At 69.7% G+C, this 20,182-nt stretch carries 18 protein-coding genes; 5 read left to right on the top strand and 13 right to left on the bottom strand.

All coding sequences use genetic code 11. The features are described 5' to 3' along the window. The 5 genes from ACFDS6_RS07755 to ACFDS6_RS07735 form a co-directional block, all read left to right on the top strand. Positions 1-713, top strand: a 713-nt coding sequence (locus ACFDS6_RS07755) for an FAD binding domain-containing protein (protein WP_375271564.1), incomplete at its 5' end; no start/stop codon positions are given. Then, complete coding sequence (locus ACFDS6_RS07750) at positions 710-2,962, top strand: xanthine dehydrogenase family protein molybdopterin-binding subunit (protein WP_375271563.1); 2,253 nt, start codon at positions 710-712, stop codon at positions 2,960-2,962. The genes ACFDS6_RS07755 and ACFDS6_RS07750, both read left to right, overlap by 4 nt. A 94-nt stretch (positions 2,963-3,056) precedes the next feature. Next, positions 3,057-5,261, top strand: coding sequence for a xanthine dehydrogenase family protein molybdopterin-binding subunit (locus ACFDS6_RS07745; protein WP_375271562.1), 2,205 nt, complete (start codon positions 3,057-3,059; stop codon positions 5,259-5,261). Between the two features lie 20 nt (positions 5,262-5,281). After that, the gene (locus ACFDS6_RS07740; RefSeq protein ID WP_375271561.1) at positions 5,282-6,253 is read left to right on the top strand and encodes an XdhC family protein; all 972 of its coding nucleotides are present in this window, start codon (positions 5,282-5,284) and stop codon (positions 6,251-6,253) included. Further along, positions 6,250-6,885, top strand: a complete 636-nt coding sequence (locus ACFDS6_RS07735; RefSeq protein WP_375271560.1) for an NTP transferase domain-containing protein — start codon at positions 6,250-6,252, stop codon at positions 6,883-6,885. The genes ACFDS6_RS07740 and ACFDS6_RS07735 overlap by 4 nt, the downstream gene beginning before the upstream one ends. Before the next feature lie 6 nt (positions 6,886-6,891). On the opposite strand, the gene ACFDS6_RS07730 is transcribed toward ACFDS6_RS07735, so the two are convergent. The 13 genes from ACFDS6_RS07730 to ACFDS6_RS07670 form a co-directional block, all read right to left on the bottom strand. Continuing rightward, complete coding sequence (locus tag ACFDS6_RS07730; protein ID WP_375271559.1) at positions 6,892-8,100, bottom strand: ABC transporter permease; 1,209 nt, start codon at positions 8,098-8,100, stop codon at positions 6,892-6,894. After that, on the bottom strand, positions 8,100-8,834 hold the full coding sequence (locus tag ACFDS6_RS07725) for an ABC transporter ATP-binding protein (RefSeq protein WP_375271558.1): 735 nt from the start codon (positions 8,832-8,834) through the stop codon (positions 8,100-8,102). Before ACFDS6_RS07725 ends, ACFDS6_RS07730 begins: the two co-directional genes overlap by 1 nt. Then, positions 8,824-10,212: an efflux RND transporter periplasmic adaptor subunit gene (locus ACFDS6_RS07720; protein WP_375271557.1), complete on the bottom strand. Its 1,389-nt coding sequence runs from the start codon at positions 10,210-10,212 to the stop codon at positions 8,824-8,826. Before ACFDS6_RS07720 ends, ACFDS6_RS07725 begins: the two co-directional genes overlap by 11 nt. Further along, positions 10,212-11,693 carry an efflux transporter outer membrane subunit gene (locus ACFDS6_RS07715; RefSeq protein ID WP_375271609.1) on the bottom strand — a complete coding sequence of 494 codons (1,482 nt, stop codon included), beginning with the start codon at positions 11,691-11,693 and terminating at the stop codon, positions 10,212-10,214. The genes ACFDS6_RS07720 and ACFDS6_RS07715 overlap by 1 nt, the downstream gene beginning before the upstream one ends. 403 nt (positions 11,694-12,096) lie before the next feature. Beyond that, entirely contained in the window at positions 12,097-14,112 is a 2,016-nt protein-coding gene (locus tag ACFDS6_RS07710) for a biotin carboxylase N-terminal domain-containing protein (RefSeq protein ID WP_375271556.1), read from the bottom strand. 157 nt (positions 14,113-14,269) lie between these two features. Next, positions 14,270-15,277 carry a biotin synthase BioB gene (gene bioB, locus ACFDS6_RS07705; RefSeq protein WP_375271555.1) on the bottom strand — a complete coding sequence of 336 codons (1,008 nt, stop codon included), beginning with the start codon at positions 15,275-15,277 and terminating at the stop codon, positions 14,270-14,272. Next, a complete protein-coding gene (locus ACFDS6_RS07700; protein ID WP_375271553.1) occupies positions 15,274-15,654 on the bottom strand; it encodes a lysozyme inhibitor LprI family protein in 381 nt (126 codons plus the stop codon). The genes bioB and ACFDS6_RS07700 overlap by 4 nt, the downstream gene beginning before the upstream one ends. Next, entirely contained in the window at positions 15,651-17,813 is a 2,163-nt protein-coding gene (gene scpA, locus ACFDS6_RS07695; protein WP_375271608.1) for a methylmalonyl-CoA mutase, read from the bottom strand. The genes ACFDS6_RS07700 and scpA overlap by 4 nt, the downstream gene beginning before the upstream one ends. Before the next feature lie 101 nt (positions 17,814-17,914). Next, entirely contained in the window at positions 17,915-18,703 is a 789-nt protein-coding gene (locus ACFDS6_RS07690; RefSeq protein ID WP_375271551.1) for an enoyl-CoA hydratase-related protein, read from the bottom strand. A 20-nt stretch (positions 18,704-18,723) separates the two neighbouring features. Continuing rightward, entirely contained in the window at positions 18,724-19,146 is a 423-nt protein-coding gene (gene mce / locus ACFDS6_RS07685) for a methylmalonyl-CoA epimerase (RefSeq protein WP_375271607.1), read from the bottom strand. Positions 19,147-19,154: 8 nt separating this feature from the next. Then, the gene (locus tag ACFDS6_RS07680) at positions 19,155-19,367 is read right to left on the bottom strand and encodes a hypothetical protein (RefSeq protein WP_375271550.1); all 213 of its coding nucleotides are present in this window, start codon (positions 19,365-19,367) and stop codon (positions 19,155-19,157) included. Beyond that, a complete protein-coding gene (locus ACFDS6_RS07675) occupies positions 19,364-19,663 on the bottom strand; it encodes a hypothetical protein (protein ID WP_375271549.1) in 300 nt (99 codons plus the stop codon). Before ACFDS6_RS07675 ends, ACFDS6_RS07680 begins: the two co-directional genes overlap by 4 nt. 58 nt (positions 19,664-19,721) lie before the next feature. Then, positions 19,722-20,182: carboxyl transferase domain-containing protein (locus ACFDS6_RS07670; RefSeq protein ID WP_375271548.1), on the bottom strand; the 461-nt coding region annotated here is incomplete at its 5' end.

The raw sequence follows: 20,182 nt of genomic DNA, 5'->3' as shown, positions 1-20,182 counted from the left end.
TGCTGAGCCGCGCGTTGCTCGCCGGCGCGTCGGGGCAGCTGCGCAACAAGGCGTCAACCGGGGGCAATTTGCTCCAGCGGACGCGCTGCTATTATTTCTACGACACTGCGTCGCGCTGCAACAAGCGCGCGCCGGGTTCGGGCTGCGACGCGATCGGCGGTTTCAACCGCATCCTCGCGGTGCTGGGAACCAGCGACCAGTGTATCGCGACACATCCGAGCGACATGGCGGTTGCGATGCGCGCCCTCGACGCGACGATCGTCACGCAGAAGGTCGACGGCGACAAGCGCCGCATATCGATCCACGACTTCTATCGCCTGCCCGGCGACACGCCGCAGATCGAGACGGTGCTGGAGGTCGGCGAGCTCATCACCCACGTCGAGCTGCCCGCGCCGCCCGCGGGTCGCCAAGTCTATCGCAAGGTGCGCGACCGCGCGTCCTACGCCTTCGCGCTCGTCTCGGTGGCGGGCGTGGTCGAGGTGAAGGACGGCGTCGTCGCCTCCGCCGCGCTCGCGTTCGGCGGGCTCGGGCCGATGCCGTGGCGCAACCCGGCGGTCGAGGCCGCGATCGTCGGCCGCGCGCCCTCGACCGAGGCGTTCGAGGCGGCGGCCGACGCGCTGCTCGCCGACGCGCGCGGCTATGGCTCCAACGATTTCAAGATACCGCTCGCGCGGCGCACGCTGATCGCGACGCTTAGGGATTTGACCGCATGAGCATTCTCGGCACATTGTTCGGGTCCGACGACGGCAGCACCAACGCCCTGGTGATGGACGAGCCGCGGCCGACGAGCTTCCTCGACGGCGCGCAGGACGTGATCGGCAAGCCGATCAACCGCGTCGAGGGACCGCTGAAGGTCGCGGGCCGCGCGCCTTACGCGGCCGAATATCCGGCGGAGCGGCTGGTTCACGGCGTGCTGGTGCGCGCGGCGTTCGGCGCGGGCAAGATCACCAAGGTGGACGACACCGCCGCGCGCGCGCTGCCCGGCGTGATCGACGTCATCACCGACTATGACACGTTCATCCGCAGCCCCGGACAGGGCGGCGCGACCGACGCGCCGCCGCAGGGCGTGCAGGACGTGCAATATTTCGGCGAGCCGGTCGCGGTGGTCGTCGGCGAGACGTTCGAGGCCGCGCGCGACGGCGCCGCCGCGGTGCGGCTGGAGCACGAGGCGAAGGACGCGAACTTCGTCTTCGCCGCGCACAAGGACCAGGGCAAGGAGCCCAAGAAGGATCAGATCCCCGGCCACAGCAAGCAGGGCAATTTCAGCAAGGCGTTCAACGAAGCGCCGATCCAGCTCGACGTCACCTACACGACCCCCAGCCAGAATTCGACCGCGATGGAGCCGCACGCCTCGATCGCGGAGTGGCGCGACGACACACTGGTGCTGCACGGCGCATACCAGATGATCGCGAGCGACCAGCAGCAGCTCGCCAAGGCGCTGGGCGTGTCGGCCGACAAGGTGCGGATCATCGCGCGCTACGTCGGCGGCGGCTTCGGCTCCAAGCTCGGGATCGCGCCGGAGAGCGTCGCGGCGGCAGTGGCGGCGAAGAAGCTCGGTCGCCCGGTCAAGATCGTGCTCGCGCGCCAGCAGGTCTACGAGGCGACGATCCGCCGTTCCAACACCGAGCAGCGCATCCGGCTCGGCACCGACGCCGACGGCCGCATCGACGCGCTGAGCCACAATTCGCTCGTCGCCAACACGCCGTACGAGCAATATTGGGAGCCGGTCGGCGTCGGCACGCACTTCATCTACGGTGGTGAGAACCGCGAGATCAATCACGACCTCGTGCCGATGAACCTGACCGCCGCGGGCTCGATGCGCGCGCCGGGCGAGGCGGTCGGCATGATGGGTCTCGAATGCGCGATGGACGAGCTGGCCGAGAAGCTCGGGCTCGACCCGATCGAGCTGCGTCGCCGCAACGAGCCCGCGCAGGAGCCGGAGAAGCAGATCCCCTTCTCGAGCCGGCAGATGATCCCCGCACTGGAGCAGGGCGCGCACCTGTTCGGCTGGTCGCAGCGCAAGCGCGCGGGCACCGACCGACGCGGCGAATGGCTGCACGGCATGGGCGTCGCGGCAGCGGTGCGATCGAACCAGCTGATGAAGTCGGCGGCCAAGGTGACGCTGACCACCGATGGTCGCGCGATCATCGACACCGACATGACCGACATCGGCACCGGCACCTACACCATCCTGGCGCAGATCGCCGCCGAAACGCTGGGCCTGCCGGTCGAGAAGGTCGTCGTCCACCTGGGCGACGGCAAGGCGCCGGCGTCGTCGGGTTCGGGCGGTTCGTGGGGCGCCGGATCGGCGGGATCGTCGGTCTATCTCGCCTGCGAGGGCATTCGCGAGAAGCTCGCCAAGTCGATGGGCGCGTCGGTCGACGAGATGACGCTGAAGGACGGTCGCGCGATCGCGCAGAACCGCGCGGTGCCGATCACCGAGCTGATCGACGATAATCTGTCGGTGACCGGGCAGATCGAGCCGGGCAAGCAGGAGAAGAAGTTCCACCAGGCGAGCTACGGCGCGCATTTCTGCGCGGTGAAGGTCAACGTGGTGACGGGCGAGGTCCGGGTCGAGCGGATGCTGGGCGTCTTCTCGGCCGGGCGCATCCTGAACGAGAAGACGGCACGGTCGCAGTGCCTGGGCGGCATGACGTTCGGGATCGGCGCGGCGCTGCACGAGGAGCTGGTCCACGACGAGCGCAACGGCAAGGTCGTCAACCGCGACATGGCGGAGTATCACGTGCCGGTGAACGCCGACGTGCCGCAGCTGGAAGTGCACTTCCTGTCCGAGCGCGACATCCACGCCAACCCGATCCACGCCAAGGGGATCGGCGAGCTCGGCATCTCGGGCGCGGCGGCGGCGGTCGCCAACGCGATCTACAACGCGACCGGCGTGCGCGTGCGCGACTTCCCGATCACCTGCGACAAGATCATCGAGCAATTGCCGTTCGATGCGTGACGATGGCGGGGCGTCGGGCGGATCGTCCGGCGCCCCGCTGGCGCTCCGACCGCGCAGTTCCTAGATTGGGCGCGTTCAAGCGGAGAGCTCCACGGTGACCGAACAGGCGATCGATACGGCCGAGCGGCCGGGCGGGTTGAAGCGCGCGGCGCAGGGCTTGCTCGGCGCACCCCTGCCGCGGATCGAAGGTCCGTTGAAGGTCACCGGCGCGGCGCATTACGCTTTCGAGGATGCGCCCGCCGGCTGCGCGTATCTGGCGGTGGTCGGCGCGCCGGTGGGCGCGGGCGAGGTGACCGCGATCCACGTCACCGATGCCGAGGCGCTGCCGGGCGTGCTGGCCGTCATCCACGACGATCCGCGGATCATGGCGGGCGAAGGTAACTCGGGCAAACTCGCCGAGCAGGGCACGCGCCGCATCTTCTACGCCGGGCAACCCGTCGCCGCGGTGGTGGCCGAGACGCAGGCAATCGCGCGCGAGGCGGCGATGCTCGTACGCGTCGACGTCGCGGCGCGCGACGGCCGCTACGATTTCGCGGCCGAGCCGGTCGACGACGAGCCAGAGATCGGCTTCCTCTCACCGATCAGCAAGGGCGACCTCGACTCGGCGATGCGTGACGCGCCCGTCACCTTCGACGCGACCTATACCACGCCCGCGCACTTCCCCGCCGCGCTGGAGCCGCACGCGACCACCGCCTGGTGGGAGGGCGAGCAGCTGACCGTGCGATCGAGCAACCAGGTGATCGGCGCGGCCAAGGGGACGATCGCCAAGGCGCTGGGGATCGCCGACGATCACGTGCGGGTGCTCGCGCCGTTCGTCGGCGGCGGCTTCGGCGGCAAGACCGGGGTCGGCCCCGAGGTGATCCTGGCGGCGATCGCGGCGGAGACGCTGGCGCGCCCGGTCAAGGTCGCGCTGCCCCGGCGCGATACCGCCTGTCTCGTCCACCATCGCAGCGAGACGCGCCAGCGGATTCGCATCGCCTGCGATCACGACGGCCACATCAGCGCGATCGCGCACGAGGGCGTCGCCTACCAGAACGACGATGCCGCCTTTCTGGAGCCGATCCCGTTCGGGTCGATCCCGCTCTACAGCGGCGACACGCGCGTGTTCCGCACCGCGCTGGCGCGCGTCGACCTGCCGCCGACCGGCGCGGTGCGCGCGCCGGGCGAGGCGATCGGCACCTTCGCGATCGAGTGCGCGATGGACGAGCTCGCCGAGCAGCTCGGGCTCGATCCGATCGAGCTGCGCCGCCGCAACGAGCCGGCGTACGACCCAACCTCGTCCAAGCCCTTCTCCACCCGCCGCCTACTCGACTGCTACGCCGAGGGTGCTAGCCGCTTCGGCTGGCCCGATCGCGTGCCCGATCCGGGTACCACGTTGGAGGGCGAGTGGCTGATCGGCATCGGCATGGCGGCGGCGCTGCGCGGCAACTTCACCGTGACCGCGGCGGCGAACGTGCGGCTGGAGCCGAACGGGCGCGTGACGGTCGAGACCGACATGACCGATATCGGCACCGGCACCTACACCATCCTGGCGCAGACCGCGGGCGAGGTACTGGGTATCGCGGCGTCCCAGGTCGACGTGCGGATCGGCGACACCAACTACCCCAAGAGCGCGGGCTCGGGCGGATCGTTCGGCGCGGGCAGCGCGTGCGCGGCGGTGGTACTGGCGTGCGAGGACGTGCTCGCCGAGCTGGCGCTGCGCATGAACGCCGCGCCCGACGAGCTGGTGCTTAAGGACGGGTGCGTCGCGGCGGGCGGGCGCGAGGTGCCGCTCGCCGATCTCGCGCGCGGCGAGCCGATCGAGGGACGCGGCAAGTCGTCGCCGGGGCAGCAGGCCAAGCGCACCAGCCAGGCGAGCCACGGCGCGCATTTCTGCGAGGTCGCGGTCAACGCGGTGACGGGCGAGGTGCGCGTGCGCCGCATGCTCGGCGTTTTCGACGTCGGCCGCGTGCTCAACCACAAGACCGCCGCCAACCAGATCGTCGGCGGTATGGTGTGGGGCGTCAGCTACGCGCTGGGCGAGGCCGCGGTGGTCGACACGCGCAGCGGCCGCTTCGTCAATCCTGACTTCGGCGAGTATCACGTCGCGGTGAACGCGGATGTGCCGCAGATCGACGTGCACTTCGTCGAGGAGATCGACGACGCCGCGAACCAGGTCGGCGCGAAGGGCGTCGGCGAGCTCGGCATCTCGGGCGCGGGCGCGGCGGTCATCAACGCGATCCACAATGCCACCGGCGTGCGCGTGCGCGAAATGCCCGCGACGCTCGACACCCTGCTCGCCGGCCTGCCGCCGGTCTGATCCACGCAAGAGACACAACCATGGCCGACAACGATTCCGTCCTCGCCGCCGCCGCCGCCTGGAAGGGCGAGCCGCTCGCCATCGCCACCGTGGTGTCGACCTGGGGCTCCGCGCCCCGTCCGAAGGGCAGCCACATGCTGGTCCACGCCGACGGGCGGTTCGAAGGATCGGTGTCAGGCGGCTGCGTCGAGGGCGATATCCTCGACACCGCCGCGCAGGTGATCGCGGGCGCGCCGTTCCAGGTTAAGACCTACGGCGTCGCCGACGACAGCGCGTGGGAGGTCGGGCTGCCGTGCGGCGGTCAGATCAGCGTGATGGTGCAGCCCGTCTCCGCGGAAGGGTTCGACCCCGAATTGTTCGATCGTATCGCTGAGGCGCGCGACGGCGGCCAGGGCGTGACCGTCACCACCAACCTGTCGACCGGGCACAGCGACCTGCGCCCGATGGAGACCGGCGAGGTGTTCGCCAACCGCTACGCGCCGCCGCGGCGGCTGCTGATCGTCGGCGCGGTGCAGATCGCGCAGAGCCTGGCGGCGCTCGCCGCGACGCTGGGGATCGAGGTGGTGGTGATCGACCCGCGCGGGCGTTTCCTGACCGAGGAGCGCTTCCCCAACGTCACGCTCGACGACCGCTGGCCCGACGAGGCGGTCGAGGCGTACCGGCCGGGTCCGTCGACCGCGGTGGTGACGCTGAGCCACGACACCAAGATCGACGACCCCGCGCTGATTGCCGCCCTCAGGACCAACGCGGCATACGTCGGCGCGCTCGGCAGCCGCAAGAGCCACGCGGCGCGGCGCGAGCGGATGGCGGCGGCGGGGCTGAGCGAGGCGCAGATCGACCGCATCGACGGGCCGGTCGGCATCGACATCGGCGCGATCGGACCGGCGGAGATCGCGCTGTCGATCGCCGCCGCCATGGTGCGCGCGTTCCACCTGCCCGCGCCCGCGTCCGATGTGGCGACCGATCGCGCGGCGGAGGCGGTGCTCGCGTGATCGCCGCGGAGGACACGGTCCTCGTCCTGCTCGCCGCGGGCAAGTCGGCGCGGTTCGGCGACGTCGGCAGCAAGCTCAACGAGCCGTTCCTCACCCGCCCGCTCGGCCTGCACGTCGCGGTCGCGCTGGAGGCGGTGCCGTTCGCGCATCGCGTCGTCGTCACCTCGCCGTGCTGCACGATCGACTATACCCCGCACGGCTTCACCGTGATCGGCAACGACGATCCGGTCGGTGACATGGCGTCGTCGGTGCGGCTGGGGGTCGCGTGCGCGGAGGCGCTGGGCGCGAAGGCGGTGCTGCTCGCGCTCGCCGACATGCCGCGCGTCACCGCGTCGCACATCTACCGCCTGCTCGACGCCGCCGACTCGGCCGACGCGGTGGTGGCGTCGAGCGACGGGCGCAGCCCCAAGCCGCCCGCTTTGTTCGCGCGCGCGCACTTCGGCACATTGCGCGCGCTGTCCGGCGATCAGGGCGCGCGCGCGCTAATCCGCGCCGGTCGCCACGTCGTCACCAACGCCGCCGAACTGATCGACGTCGACACCCCCGAGGAGCTGGAGCAGCTGCGCGAACTGGTCCACGCACCCGAGGCGCTGACGCTGCCGGGCACGCGGCGGCACGAGCGGCCGGCCTGACGCACCTCACTCGTGGCGCAGCGCATCGATCGGGTTGAGCGCCGCCGCGCGCCGCGCCGGGAAATAGCCGAACACGACGCCGATCACCGCCGAGATGCCGAAGGCGATCGCGTTGATCTCCGGCACGAACAGGTACGGTAAACCGCCCAGCGCCGACAGCCCCCCGATCGCGAGCTGCGCCAGCAGCAAGCCGATCACGCCGCCCAGCATCGACAAGACCACCGCCTCAACCAGGAATTGCAGCAGCACCTCGCTCGCCACCGCGCCGATCGCGAGGCGGATGCCGATCTCGCGCGTGCGCTCGGTCACCGACACCAGCATGATGTTCATGATGCCGATCCCGCCGACGACCAGGCTGATCCCCGCCACCGCGGTGACGATCTGCGTCAGCAGCGTCGTGGTGCTGGATAGCGTATCGCTGATCTGCTTGGTGTCGAAGATGTTGAAATCGTCGTCCTTGCCCGCGGTAACGTTGCGCCGCTCGCGCAGCAGGTCGGTGATCCCCGCCTGCACGGTCGCAGTCGAGTAGGCCTGATCGACGCCGACCAGCATGAGGCGAATGTCGCGAGTGCCGGTGAAACGGCGCTGCACCGTCTTGATCGGCATGATGACGACGTCGTCCTGGTCGCCGCCGAATCCCGCCTGCCCGCGCGTCGAGAGCACGCCGACGACGTCGCAGCTGACGTTGCCGACGCGGAAGCGCTGCCCGACCGCGCGGCCGGTGCGGAACAGGTTCTGCTTGACGGTATTGCCGATCACGCAGACCGCCTTGCCGGCGGATTCCTCCTGCGGCGTCCACAACCGCCCGGCGGCGAGCGGCCACGGCTGGACCTGGAAATAGGCCGCGGTGGTGCCGTTGATCGTCGTCGACCAGTTCGCGCCCTCGTAGATTGCGGTCGCGGTCGACTGCGCCTGCGGGGCGACCGCGGAGACGCCCGCGATCTGGTTGGCGATGGCGGACACGTCCTCGGGCTCGAAGTCGGGCGGGCGCGGGCCGCCGCCGCCACGACCGAAGCCCTGGCCCGGGCGGATCTGCAGGATGTTGGTGCCGAGCGAGGAGATATTCTGCTGCACCTGCGCGGTGGTCGCCTTGCCGAGCGTCACCATCGTCACGACCGCCGCCACGCCGATGATGATGCCGAGCGTGGTCAGGAACGAGCGCAGCAGGTGTCGCCGGATCGATCGCAGCGCGAGGACGAAGGTGGTGCCGAGCATCAGGCCTCCACTGCTTCGCCCTGGTGGTGGTTGCGCTCGATGCGTTCCACCAACCCGTCCTTGAAGTGGATCAGCGTGCGCGCGAACGCCGCCATGTCGGGCTCGTGCGTCACCATCAGCACGGTGATGCCGCCGCGGTTCAGGTCGGTGAGCAATTCCATGATCTCGACCGAGCGCTCAGAGTCAAGGTTGCCGGTCGGCTCGTCGGCGAGCAGCACGTCGGGCTGCGTCACGATCGCGCGCGCGATCGCGACGCGCTGCTGCTGCCCGCCCGACAGCTCGGCGGGGGTGTGGTCCCACCAACGGTCGAGCCCCACCTTCTCCAGCGCCGCCATCGACAGCTCGCGCCGCGCCTTCTTCTCGTCGCCTCGGTAGAGCAAAGGAAGTTCGACATTCTCCAAGGCGGTCGTGCGGCTGAGCAGGTTGAAGCCCTGGAACACGAAGCCGAGATAGCGGCGCCGGAGCAAGGCGCGCTGGTCGCGGTCGAGCGTCTCGACGTGGTGGCCGCGGAACAGGAAGGTACCGCCGGTCGGCACGTCGAGGCAGCCGAGGATGTTCATCGTCGTCGACTTGCCCGAGCCGGACGGGCCCATCACGGCGACGAAATCGCCGCCTGAGATGTCGAGGTCGACGCCCTTCAGCGCCTGGAACGCGGTGCCGCCCTCGCCGTAGCTCTTGGTCACGCCGCGCAAGGAAATGAGCGGCGCAGCGTTGTCGGGCGCGCTACTGGCCACCGCCGCCCCCGCGCCGTCCGCCACCGCGACGCCCGCCGCCGCCCGCGCCAGCGTCGTCGCCGCCCGCGAGCTGCCCGGTGATGACCTGCATGCCGGGCTTGAGCGGGCCGGACAGCACCTCCGTCACCGTGCCGTTGGTGTCGCCGGTGGTCACCTGGATCGGCTTGGGGCTGCCGTCCGCGCCCTTGACGTAGACGGTCTGCGTCGCGCCGCGACCGAGCGTCGCGGTACGCTCCGGCCGGTCGCGGCGACGGCGGAAGGTGAGCGAGCCGGCGATCCCGCCGCCGTCGTCCGACGCGCCCGCCGCCTGCGGCTTGAAACGGAACGCGGCATTGGAGACGAGCAGCGCGTTGCTCTTGTCCGAGGTGACGATGTCGGCGGTCGCGGTCATGCCCGGGCGCAGCTGCAGCGTCGGGTTCTCGACCGTCAGGTCGGCGGCGTAGGAGACGACCTGGCCCGCAGCACTCCCCGTCGTAGCGGTCGAGGAGGACGACGAGGCGGTCGCGTTGCTGACCGTCAGGTTAGAGCCGAGGTCGACGCGCGTGATCGTCGCCGGAAAGGTCTTGCCCGGAAAGGCGTCGACGGTGAAGCTCGCGCGCTGACCGACCTTGACCGATCCGACGTCGGCCTCGTCGATCGCGACCTCCAGCTTCATCTGGCTCAGGTCCTCCGCGATGACGAACAGCGTCGGCGTGTTGAACGAGGCGGCGACGGTCTGCCCCGGATCGACCTGCCGCGCGAGCACGACGCCGTTGACGGGCGACCGGATGATCGCGCGCGCGCGCTGCGTCTGGCTCTGCGCCAGCGTCGCCTGCGCCGCGGTGACGTTCGCCTGCGCGACCTTCAGCGCCGCGACCGCGCGTTGATAATCGGCGCGTCCGGTCTGGAGCTCGGTCGCGGACGGGACGCGACCGTTCGACAGCTTGTACACCTCTTCCAGCCGCGCACGCTGCGCTTGCGCCTCGGCCACGGTCGCCTGCGCCTGGCGCACCTGTGCCTGGTTGGCGGCGATCTGCGCCTGCTGCTGGCGGATCTGGTCCTCGATCTGCTCGGGGTCGATCAGCGCGAGCGGCTGCCCGGCAGTCACGCGGTCGTTGACGTCGACCACCACCTTGGTGACCAGCCCCGACAGCTGCGAGCCGACCGTCACCTGGTTGGTCGGCGCGAGCTTGCCCGTCGCCGACACGCTGACGGTCAGATTGCCGCGCTCGACCGGCGCGGTGGCGTAGTCGGTCGGCTTCGCACCGCCGAACACCAGCCGCTGAACGAGCAGCGCGAGCAGCACGACGCCGAGCGCGACCAGCCCCCATTTGAGCCACTTGCGCCATTTCGGCTGCGGCTTCTGCCCCAGGAAATCGTCGAGGTTCTGGTCGGCCATCAGCGGGTCTCTCGCGCAGCGCCGGGCTGCTGTTGGGAAGGTTCGGGCGGCTGCGGGATCACGTCGGGGTTCCACCCGCCGCCCAGCGCGCCGAACAGCTGGATCAGCGCGGTCGCCTGGTCGGCGCGCGCCTGCGCCTCGCTGTTACGCGCGGAGAACAGGTTGGCCTCCTGCTGCGACAAGGTGGTGAAATCGGTCAGCCCGCTGCGATACTGCAGCCGCGACAGCAGCGCGGCGTTGTCGGCGGCGTCGAGCTGCACGGTGAACTCGCGCCCGCGCCGCCGCGCGGTGTCGAGCGCGACGACCGCATTCTCGACATCCTCCAGCGCCAGCAACACGTTGCCCTTGTACGCGGCGAGCGCGGCGTCGGCGGCGGCCTCGTTGCTGCGCACCTGGCTGCGCAGCCGTCCGCCGTTGAAGATCGCCTGCGTCAGCCCGGCGAACAGCCCGCCGGTGATCGTGCCGAGCAGCCCGCCGACGTTCCCGGCGTTGGTGTTGATGTTCCCACTGATCGCGAGCGCCGGGTAGAGCGCGGCCGCGGCGACGCCGATCTGCGCGGTCACGGCGGCGAGCGTCCGCTCGGCCGCGCGCACGTCGGGGCGCTGGCGCAGCACGTCGGCGGGGATGCCGGCGCCGACGACGCGCGGGCCCGTCGGGATCGCGCGCGGGGTGGCGAGCAGCGGCTTCAAGGCACCCGGCGCCTGCGCGGTCAGCACGCCGAGCCGCGAGACGGCGGCGTTATACTGCTGCTCGAACGCGGGGATCGTCGCCGCGGTCGCCGCGCGCTGGCTGCGCGCCTGCTGCTGGTCGAGGCTGGAGACGAGCCCGGCCTGAACGCGGAAACCCGCGATCTCGAGATTGTCGTCCTGCAGCGCCAGGCTGGCGCGCGCGTTGGCGAGCTGCGCCTGATAGAGCCGCGCGAGCACGTAGTTGCGCGCCACCTCCTGCTGGACCGACAGCAGCGTGGTGGCATAGTCGAAGCCGGACGCCTCGACCTGCGCGCGCGTCGCCTCCACGGTGCGGCGCACCTCGCCGAACAGGCCGAGCTGGTACTGCGCGTCGAGCCCGAGCGAGAAGTTCGAGCCGCCGCCACCGCCGACGTTCTGCACGGTGCCGTCGGGCAGGGTCAGCGATTGCCCGCCACCGCGGAACGTCTCCGATCGGCTGTACCCGCCCGAGCCGTTGAGCGTGGGCAGCAGGCTGGCGCGGCTCTGCACCAGCGACTCGCGCGCTTGCCGCAATCGTGCGAGCGCCTGCGAAACGTCGGTGTTGGCGGCGCTCGCCTGCTCGACCAACTGACCCAGCACTGGGTCGTCGAACCGCGTCCACCAGTGCGTCAAATCCTCGCGCGTCGGCGTGGCGGCCACTGAATAGGCGTCGGGCACGCCCAGCTCGGCGGCCGAGCGCGGCGCGTAATCGGGGCCGACAGTGCACCCGGCGAGCACGACCGGGACGAGAAGCGAGAGGCGCAGGCGCGTCATGGTGGTGGAGATGGCCAACACACCGCGCGGCGTCCAGCGCTTTTGTGTCGCAAAATGTAGGCGCGAGCCCGCCGTGCCGGCGGGCGGTGCAGCCGGGGCTGCACGCGCCTACACGGCCGGCAGCGCGCCAGCGCTGACCGACGACGCGGGATTTACTCCCGCGTGGCGCGCGGCTGCACGGCACGCTCGGTATCACCCTACCGGGCAACTCTCGCCCAACCTCACGTCACCCCGGACTTGATCCGGGGTCCCGCTTCCGTTGCGACGGACGAAAAAAGCGGGTTCCCGGCTCAAGGCCGGGATGACAGTGGGTGGAGGTAGATGCAGGCTGCTCCTCGGAGATTAGGACAGCGACCGGAGGAAGCGCGCTTTCGCCGCAACCCGCCACGCCACCGTCCCAATCTCACTCCAGCTCGAGGATCACCTGATCGACCTGCAGGCTCTCGCCCACGGCGGCGTTCACCGTCTTCACCACCGCGGATTTCTCCGCGCGGAGGATGTTCTCCATCTTCATCGCCTCGACCACCGCGAGCGCCTGCCCCGCCTCGACGCGGTCGCCTTGCTTGACGTCCAGCCGGACGAGCAGCCCCGGCATCGGCGCGATCAGGAACTTGGACAAGTCGGGCGGCACCTTCTCGATCAGGTGCTGGGCGTAATCGGCGACGTGCGCCGGGAGCACGCGCACCTTGTGCGTCGCGCCGCGCGCGTTGAGCGAGAAGCCGGTGCGCGTCCGGCGCAGCTTGACCGCCAGCGGCGCGTCGCCGCCGACCCGCGCGATGCGCCCGCCGGCGTCGTAGTCGATCCCGCCGGCTACCGGCGCCCCGTCAACCGTGACGTGGTCGTCGCCGACCTGCACGCGGTGGTCGACCTTGCCGACGCGCACTACCCAGTCGGTCGGCGCGTCGAGCTGGTGGCCCAATTGCCCGTCGATCTGCCGCGCGCGATCCGCCTCCGCGGTCGCCGCAAATCCCGCCACCGCGGCGAGCGCGCGGGCGATGTCGTCACTCGCCGGCGCGCCGTGGAAGCCGTCCGGATATTCCTCCGCGATGAACCCGGTGGTGATCTCGCCCGAGCGGAAACGCGGGTGCTGCATCAGCGCGGAGAGGAAATCGAGGTTGGTGCCCGGCCCTTCGATCTCGAATGCGTCGAGCGCCGCGATCTGCTTGTCGATCGCCTCCGCACGCGTCGGCGCCCAGGTGACCAGCTTCGCGATCATGGGGTCGTAGAACATGCTGACCTCGCCGCCCTCGCGCACGCCGTCGTCGACGCGCACGCCCGGCGCGCCCTCGTCGTCGCCGAACGGCGCCTGGCGCTGGTCGGCCGCGGGCGTGCGATAGCGCACCAGCCGCCCGATCGAGGGCAGGAAGCCGCGGTACGGGTCCTCGGCGTAGACGCGGTTCTCGACCGACCAGCCGTTGATCTTGACGTCGCCCTGTCCGAACGACAGCGGCTCGCCCGCCGCGACGCGGATCATCTGCTCGACCAGATCGAGCCCGGTGATCTCCTCCGTCACCGGATGCTCGACCTGGAGCCGGGTATTCATCTCGAGGAAGTAGAACCCCTGCCCCGCCGTGTCCGCGCCCGAGACGATCAGCTCGACCGTACCGGCAGAATAGTAGCCGACCGCCTTGGCGAGTGCGACCGCCTGCTCGCCCATCGCGCGGCGCATCTCGGGGCTGACGAACGGCGACGGTGCTTCCTCGACCACCTTCTGGTGGCGGCGCTGGACCGAGCATTCGCGCTCGTTGAGGTAGACGACGTTGCCGTGCTGGTCGCCCAGCACCTGAATTTCGATGTGGCGCGGGCTCTCGATGAACTTCTCGATGAACACGCGGTCATCGCCGAACGATGCCAGCCCCTCGCGCTTGGTCGCCTCGAACCCCTCGCGCACGTCCTGCTCGCTGTACGCCAGCCGCATCCCCTTGCCGCCGCCGCCCGCCGACGCCTTCATCATCACCGGATAGCCGATCTCACCCGCGATCCGCACCGCCTCGTCGGTGTCGGCGATCTCGCCCAGGAAGCCCGGCACCACGTTGACGCCCGCTTCCTTCGCCAGCTTCTTCGACTCGATCTTGTCCCCCATCGCCGCGATCGCGTTCGGCGGCGGGCCCACGAAGGCGATCCCCGCCTCGGCGCACGCACGCGCGAAGCTCTCGCGCTCCGACAGGAAACCGTAGCCCGGATGGATGCAGTCCGCGCCCGTCTCCTTCGCGGCGAGCAGGATCAGCTCGGCCTTCAGATAGCTCTCCGCGGCCGGCGCCGGCCCGAGCCGGACCGCCTCGTCCGCCATCAGCACGTGCGGGCTGAGCGCGTCGGCGTCCGAGTAGACCGCGACCGTCGCGATCCCCATCTTCTTGGCTGTGCGGAAAACGCGGCACGCGATCTCGCCACGGTTGGCGACCAGTATCTTCTTGAACATGACGGTCCCCTTAGATGAACGCTTCGCGGGAACCGCGAAGTCCTGAACCGCCGTCACCCTGAACTCGTGTCAGGGTCCATCTCGCCCGAGGCGGCGACGGCGCGTGATGAGAAAAGGATGCTGAAACGAGTTCAGCATGACGGCGGGTGAGCAGCATCTATTCCACCGCTTCCATCACCCGACACTCTGCCGCCATCGCGCGCAGCCCGAGCTTCTCGAACAGCGCCGCGTCGCGGCCGTCGCCGGCGTTGGCGGCGGTGAGCAGCTTGTCGCCGGTGAAGATCGAGTTCGCGCCCGCCATGAAGCACAGCGCCTGCGTCGCCTCGGACATTGACTCGCGCCCGGCTGACAGTCGCACCATGCTCTCTGGCATGGTGATGCGCGCGACCGCCACGGTGCGGACGAACTCGATGTCGTTGATTTTCGCGAGCGGCGTGTCGGCGAGCATGTCGCCCAGCACCGTGCCCTTGACCGGCACCAGCGCGTTGATCGGCACGCTGCCGGGATGCTCGGGCAAGGTGGCGAGTGCGTGGACGAAGCCGACGCGATCCTCACGGGTCTCGCCCATCCCGACGATCCCGCCGCAACACACGTTGATGCCTGCGTTCCGCACGTGCGCCAGCGTGTCGAGCCGCTCGTCGAACGTACGCGTCGTGATGACCTCGCCGTAACGCTCGGGCGAGGTGTCGATGTTGTGGTTGTAATAGTCGAGCCCGGCCTCGCCCAGCATCGCCGCCTGCGCGGGCGTGAGCATGCCGAGCGTCATGCACGTCTCCAGCCCCATCGCGCGCACGCCGCGCACCATCTCGATCACCGCGGGCATGTCGCGGTCCTTGGGGTTGCGCCATGCCGCGCCCATGCAGAAGCGTGTGCTCCCTGCGTCCTTCGCCTGCGCGGCGGATTGCAGAACTGCACGCACGTCCATCAGCTTGGTCGCCTTGACCCCGCTGTCGGCCACCACCGACTGCGAGCAATAGCCGCAATCCTCGGGGCAGCCGCCGGTCTTGATCGACAACAATGTCGACAGCTGCACCGCACCCGCGTCGTGGTGCGCGCGGTGAACTTGCGCCGCGCGGAACACGAGTTCGGTGAACGGCAGGTCGAACAAAGCGGCGATCTCGTCGCGCGTCCAATCGGTGCGGGTCGTCATCGAAGGCTCGCTCATTTGGGCGCGAACACCGAGTGCAGCAGCCGCAACTCGGCGGTGCGCGCGCGCGTGACGCGGGTCAGGCAGACGCGGCTGGACAGCGCCTGCGCCGATCCGCCGCGATACTCGTAGGAGAACACGCGGCAATTCGCGTCGCGATAGGCGAGCCACGCGCGCTGGCTGTTCAGCAGCGCCTGGCTGTAGCTCGGCTTGTTGCGCTCGGCCGGCGGCAGGTCGGCGGGTCGGGTGCCGCGGTCGAGCTGCTTCATCCGCGCCATCGCGGTCCGGTACGCCGCGTTCAACTGCGCGTCGGCGGCCTGGTAGTCGCCGGCCGACTGCGCCGCCGCCGGGCTGCTGGCGAGCAGCGCGCCCGCGATCAGGATCAATCGTTTCATTCCGCTGCCTCGCTCATCGGTGGCATGTTGTGGCCGAGCAGGCGGAGCACTTCCTGCGCCGCCGCAATCAGATTGGTGCCCGGACCGAAGATCGCCTGGACGCCCGCGTCGCGCAGTGCCTGGTAATCCTGCGCCGGGATGACGCCGCCCGCGATCACCTTGATATCGGCGCGGCCGGCCTCGCGCAGGTGGCCGATCAGCTCGGGGATCAGCGTCTTGTGCCCCGCCGCGAGGCTGGAGGCACCGACCACGTCGACGTCCTTCGCCAATGCCAGCTCGCTCGCCTCCTTGGGCGTCTGGAACAGCGGGCCGGGCACGATCTCGAACCCCAGATCGCCGAACATCGAGGAAACGAGATTCGCACCACGATCGTGGCCATCCTGCCCCATCTTGGCGACGAGCATGCGGGGCTTGCGTCCCAGCCGCCGCTCGGTCGCGGCGACGCCCTCCTCCAGCCGTGCCCAGGCCGCGTCGCCGTCGTAGGCGCCGCCGTAGATGCCCTTGACTGGCGTCGGCTGCGTGCCGAAGCGGCCGAACACGTCCTCCATAGCCGAAGAAATCTCGCCCAGCGTCGCGCGGGCTCGCGCACAAGCCACGGCGAGTTCGAGCAGGTTGCCCTGCCCCCGCGCACCCTCGCGCAGCGCGTCCAGCGCCGCCCGGCACGCCGCCTCGTCGCGGCTCGCCTTCATCTCGTTGATGCGGCGGACCTGCGCCTCGCGCACCGCGTGGTTGTCGACGTCGAGGATCTCGATGGGATCCTCGTTCTCCTTGCGATACTTGTTGACGCCGACGATCACGTCCTCAGCCCGGTCGACCCGCGCCGCGCGCGCGGCGGACGCTTCCTCGATCATCGCCTTGGGCCAGCCCGCCGCGACCGCCTTCGCCATGCCGCCCTCGCGCTCGATGCGCTCGATGATCGCCCAGGCGCGGTCGACCAGGTCCTTGGTCAGCGCTTCGACGTAGTAACTGCCGCCCAGCGGATCGACGACGTTGCACATGCCGGTCTCCTCCTGGATCACCAGCTGCGTATTCCGCGCGATCCGGGCGGAGAAGTCGGTCGGCAGCGCGATCGCCTCGTCGAGCGCGTTGGTGTGGAGCGACTGCGTGCCGCCCAGCATCGCCGCCATCGCCTCGATCGTGGTGCGCATGACGTTGTTGTACGGGTCCTGCTCGGTCAGCGACACGCCGCTGGTCTGGCAGTGCGTGCGCAGCATCTTCGATCGCTCGTCGCGCGCGCCCAGATTGGTCATCACGCGGTGCCACAGCACGCGCGCGGCGCGCAGCTTGGCGATCTCCATGAAGAAGTTCATGCCGATCGCGAAGAAGAACGAGAGCCGCCCGGCGAACTTGTCGATGTCGAGCCCGCTCGCGACGCCGTACTTCACGTACTCCATGCCGTCGGCGATGGTGAAGGCGAGCTCCTGCACCTGCGTCGCCCCCGCCTCCTGCATGTGATAGCCGGAGATCGAGATTGAGTTGAACTTCGGCATCTCACGACTGGTGTAGCCGAAGATGTCCGAGATGATCCGCATGCTCGGCTCGGGCGGGTAGATATAGGTGTTGCGGACCATGAACTCCTTGAGGATGTCGTTCTGGATGGTCCCGTCGAGCAACTTGCGGTCGACGCCCTGCTCCTCGCCCGCGACGATGAAGAAGGCGAGGATCGGGATCACCGCGCCGTTCATCGTCATGCTGACGCTCATCTGGTCGAGCGGAATGCCGTCGAACAGGATCTTCATGTCCTCGACCGAGTCGATCGCGACGCCCGCCTTGCCGACGTCGCCGGTCACGCGCGGATGGTCGCTGTCGTAGCCGCGGTGCGTCGCCAGATCGAACGCGACCGAGAGGCCCTTCTGCCCCGCCTTCAGGTTGCGGTGATAGAAGGCGTTGGACGCTTCCGCGGTCGAGAAGCCGGCATATTGCCGAATCGTCCACGGCCGCCCGGCGTACATCGACGCGCGGACGCCGCGCGTGAACGGCGCGAAACCGGGGAGGCCGGGCTCCCACCCATCGACGTCCTGGGCTGTGTAGAGCGGCTTGACCGCGATCCCCTCCGGCGTGTCCCACGTCAGGTCGCGGCCCTTGACCTCCTTTGCCGCCGCCTTCGCCCAGGTGTCGAGCGTCGGCGCGGGCGGGGGTGCCGCGACCTCGGTCGGCATCGCCTGAGACGTGGGCGTGCTACCCGCGTCCTCGCCGGTGTTCTGCTCGATGATCGGGTCGGGGGTGGGGTTAGTCATGTCATTCTACTCGGATGGTCGGTTCACGCGCCGGTGAAGGCGGGCTTGCGCTTCTCGATGAAGCTCTTGGCCCCCTCGCGCGCGTCCTGCGAACTGCCCGCCGCTCGCTGCCCCTCGGCCTCGGCGCGCAGCGTCTGGTCGAACGAGCCGTCGAGCGCGGTCATGATGGTGCGGCGCATCGCGGCGAGCGCGACCGTCGGCCCGGCGGCGAGCCGGGTGGCGAGCGCCAGCGCCTCGTCCATCAGCGCCGCGTCGTCGACCGCGCGGTAGATCAAGCCCCAGTCGGCCGCCTGTTCCGCGCCGATCCGCTCGCCCAGCATCATCATCTGCGTCGCGCGCGCCTTGCCGATCGCGCGCGCGAGCAGCCAGGTCGAGCCGCCGTCGGGCACCAGCCCGATGTTGACGAAGGCTTGCAGGAAGTACGCGCTCCGGCCCGCCAGCACGAAATCGCCCGACAGCGCCATCGAGCAGCCGACGCCCGCGGCGGGGCCGTTGATCGCGGTGACGACCGGGACGGGCAGGTGGAGCAGCTGGCTCATCAGCGGGTTGTAGAAGTTCATCAGCGCGCGGTGGCTGACGTTGCCGCCCCGCACCGCGCTCTCGCCGCCGCGCGCCTGCAGGTCGGCCCCCGAGCAGAACGCACGCCCCGCCCCGGTCAGCAGCACCGCGCGCGCGCCCTGCAGGTCGTACAGCGCCTCCGTCATCTCCTGCGCGAGCTCGATCGAGGCGGCGTTCAATCGATCGGGCCGGTTGAGCGTGAGTACGAGCACGTCGCCCTTCTTCTCGGCGATGATCGTCTGGTAATCGGTCATGGCACCTCTCCCGCTCGTTGTTATCGGTGATCGCCGGCCGGCGTTTCCATCAACTCGACCAGCAAACCGCCGAAATCCTTCGGATGGACGAACACGATCGGCGTGCCGTGCGCGCCGATGCGCGGCTCGCCCAGCACGGTCGCACCCTCCGCCTTCAGGTGCGCGATCGCGGCGTGGATGTCGGGCACCTCGAAACAGACGTGATGCTGCCCACCCGCCGGGTTCTTGCGCAGGAACCCCGCGATCGGCGAGTTCTCGTCGTACGGTTCGATCAGCTCGATCTGCGTGTTGGGCGCGTCGACGAAGCATACGCGCACGCCCTGCGCGGGCAGGTCGAACGGTTCCCCGATCGCCTCGACCCCCAGCAGCGTGCGATAGGTCGCGACCGCGCGCTCGATCGACGGCGTCGCGACGCCGACGTGGTTGAGGCGGCCCAGTTCGATCCCGGCGTTCATTCCTCGATCCTCCGCTGCCGCGCCGCCATCGCCGCGCCCTCGATGATGCCCTCCAGCCGGCTGACGCGGTCGCGCATGTTGGCGAGCGCGTCGGTTAGCCCGTCGACGTCCGCGACCAATTGCGTGATCCGCCCGTCGAGCTGGTCCATGCGCTGTTGCATCAGGATCACCTGCCGGATCGCGGCCAGTGCGTCGCCGATCGCGCTCACGCCCGCACCCCCGCCTCACGCAGGAACGCGTCGACCTTGCGGTGCGAGGCGTCGAGCGTCTCGATCATGCGGTCGATTGAGGCGCGCATCTGCGGAATAGCGGCGTTCGCCTCAGCCACGAGTGCCGCCAGCTCTGCCTCTTCCCCGTCGTCGTCGCCCGCGGGCGCCTGCGCGATGTAATGGCTCGTCGCCTCGCGCACGACGTGGCCGACCGACTTGCCGTTCGATGCGGCGAAGGCGTCGAGCGCGGCCTTGTGGTCAGGTGTGGTCAGGAAGGTCACGCGTTCGGTCTGCACATCACGTCTCCTTTATCATGGACATGATAATGTGCGGATGACCGCGCCGCAACAGCCGTCACAGCGGAATGTTGTCATGCTTCTTCCACGGGTTCTCCAGCGACTTGCCGGCGAGCTTGCGCAGGCCTAGCGCGATGCGGCGGCGGGTGGAGTGGGGCATGATGACTTCGTCGATGAACCCCTTCGACGCTGCCACGAACGGGTTGGCGAAGCGCGCCTCGTACTCGGCGGTACGCTCGGCGATCTCCTCCGGCGTCCGGCCGCGGAAGATGATCTCGACCGCGCCCTTCGCGCCCATCACCGCGATTTCCGCTGTCGGCCAGGCGTAATTCAAATCACCGCGCAGATGCTTCGATGCCATCACGTCGTAGGCGCCGCCGTACGCCTTGCGCGTGATGACGGCGATCTTCGGAACCGTCGCCTCGGCATAGGCGAACAACAGCTTCGCGCCGTGCTTGATGATACCGTTATGCTCCTGGGCAGTACCGGGCAGGAAGCCGGGCACGTCGACGAAGGTGA

Source organism: Sphingomonas sp. (assembly GCF_042095875.1).
Lineage (GTDB): Bacteria > Pseudomonadota > Alphaproteobacteria > Sphingomonadales > Sphingomonadaceae > Sphingomonas.
Note: the sequence above shows the minus strand (reverse complement) of the source record. Positions and strands in the feature narration are given on the sequence as shown.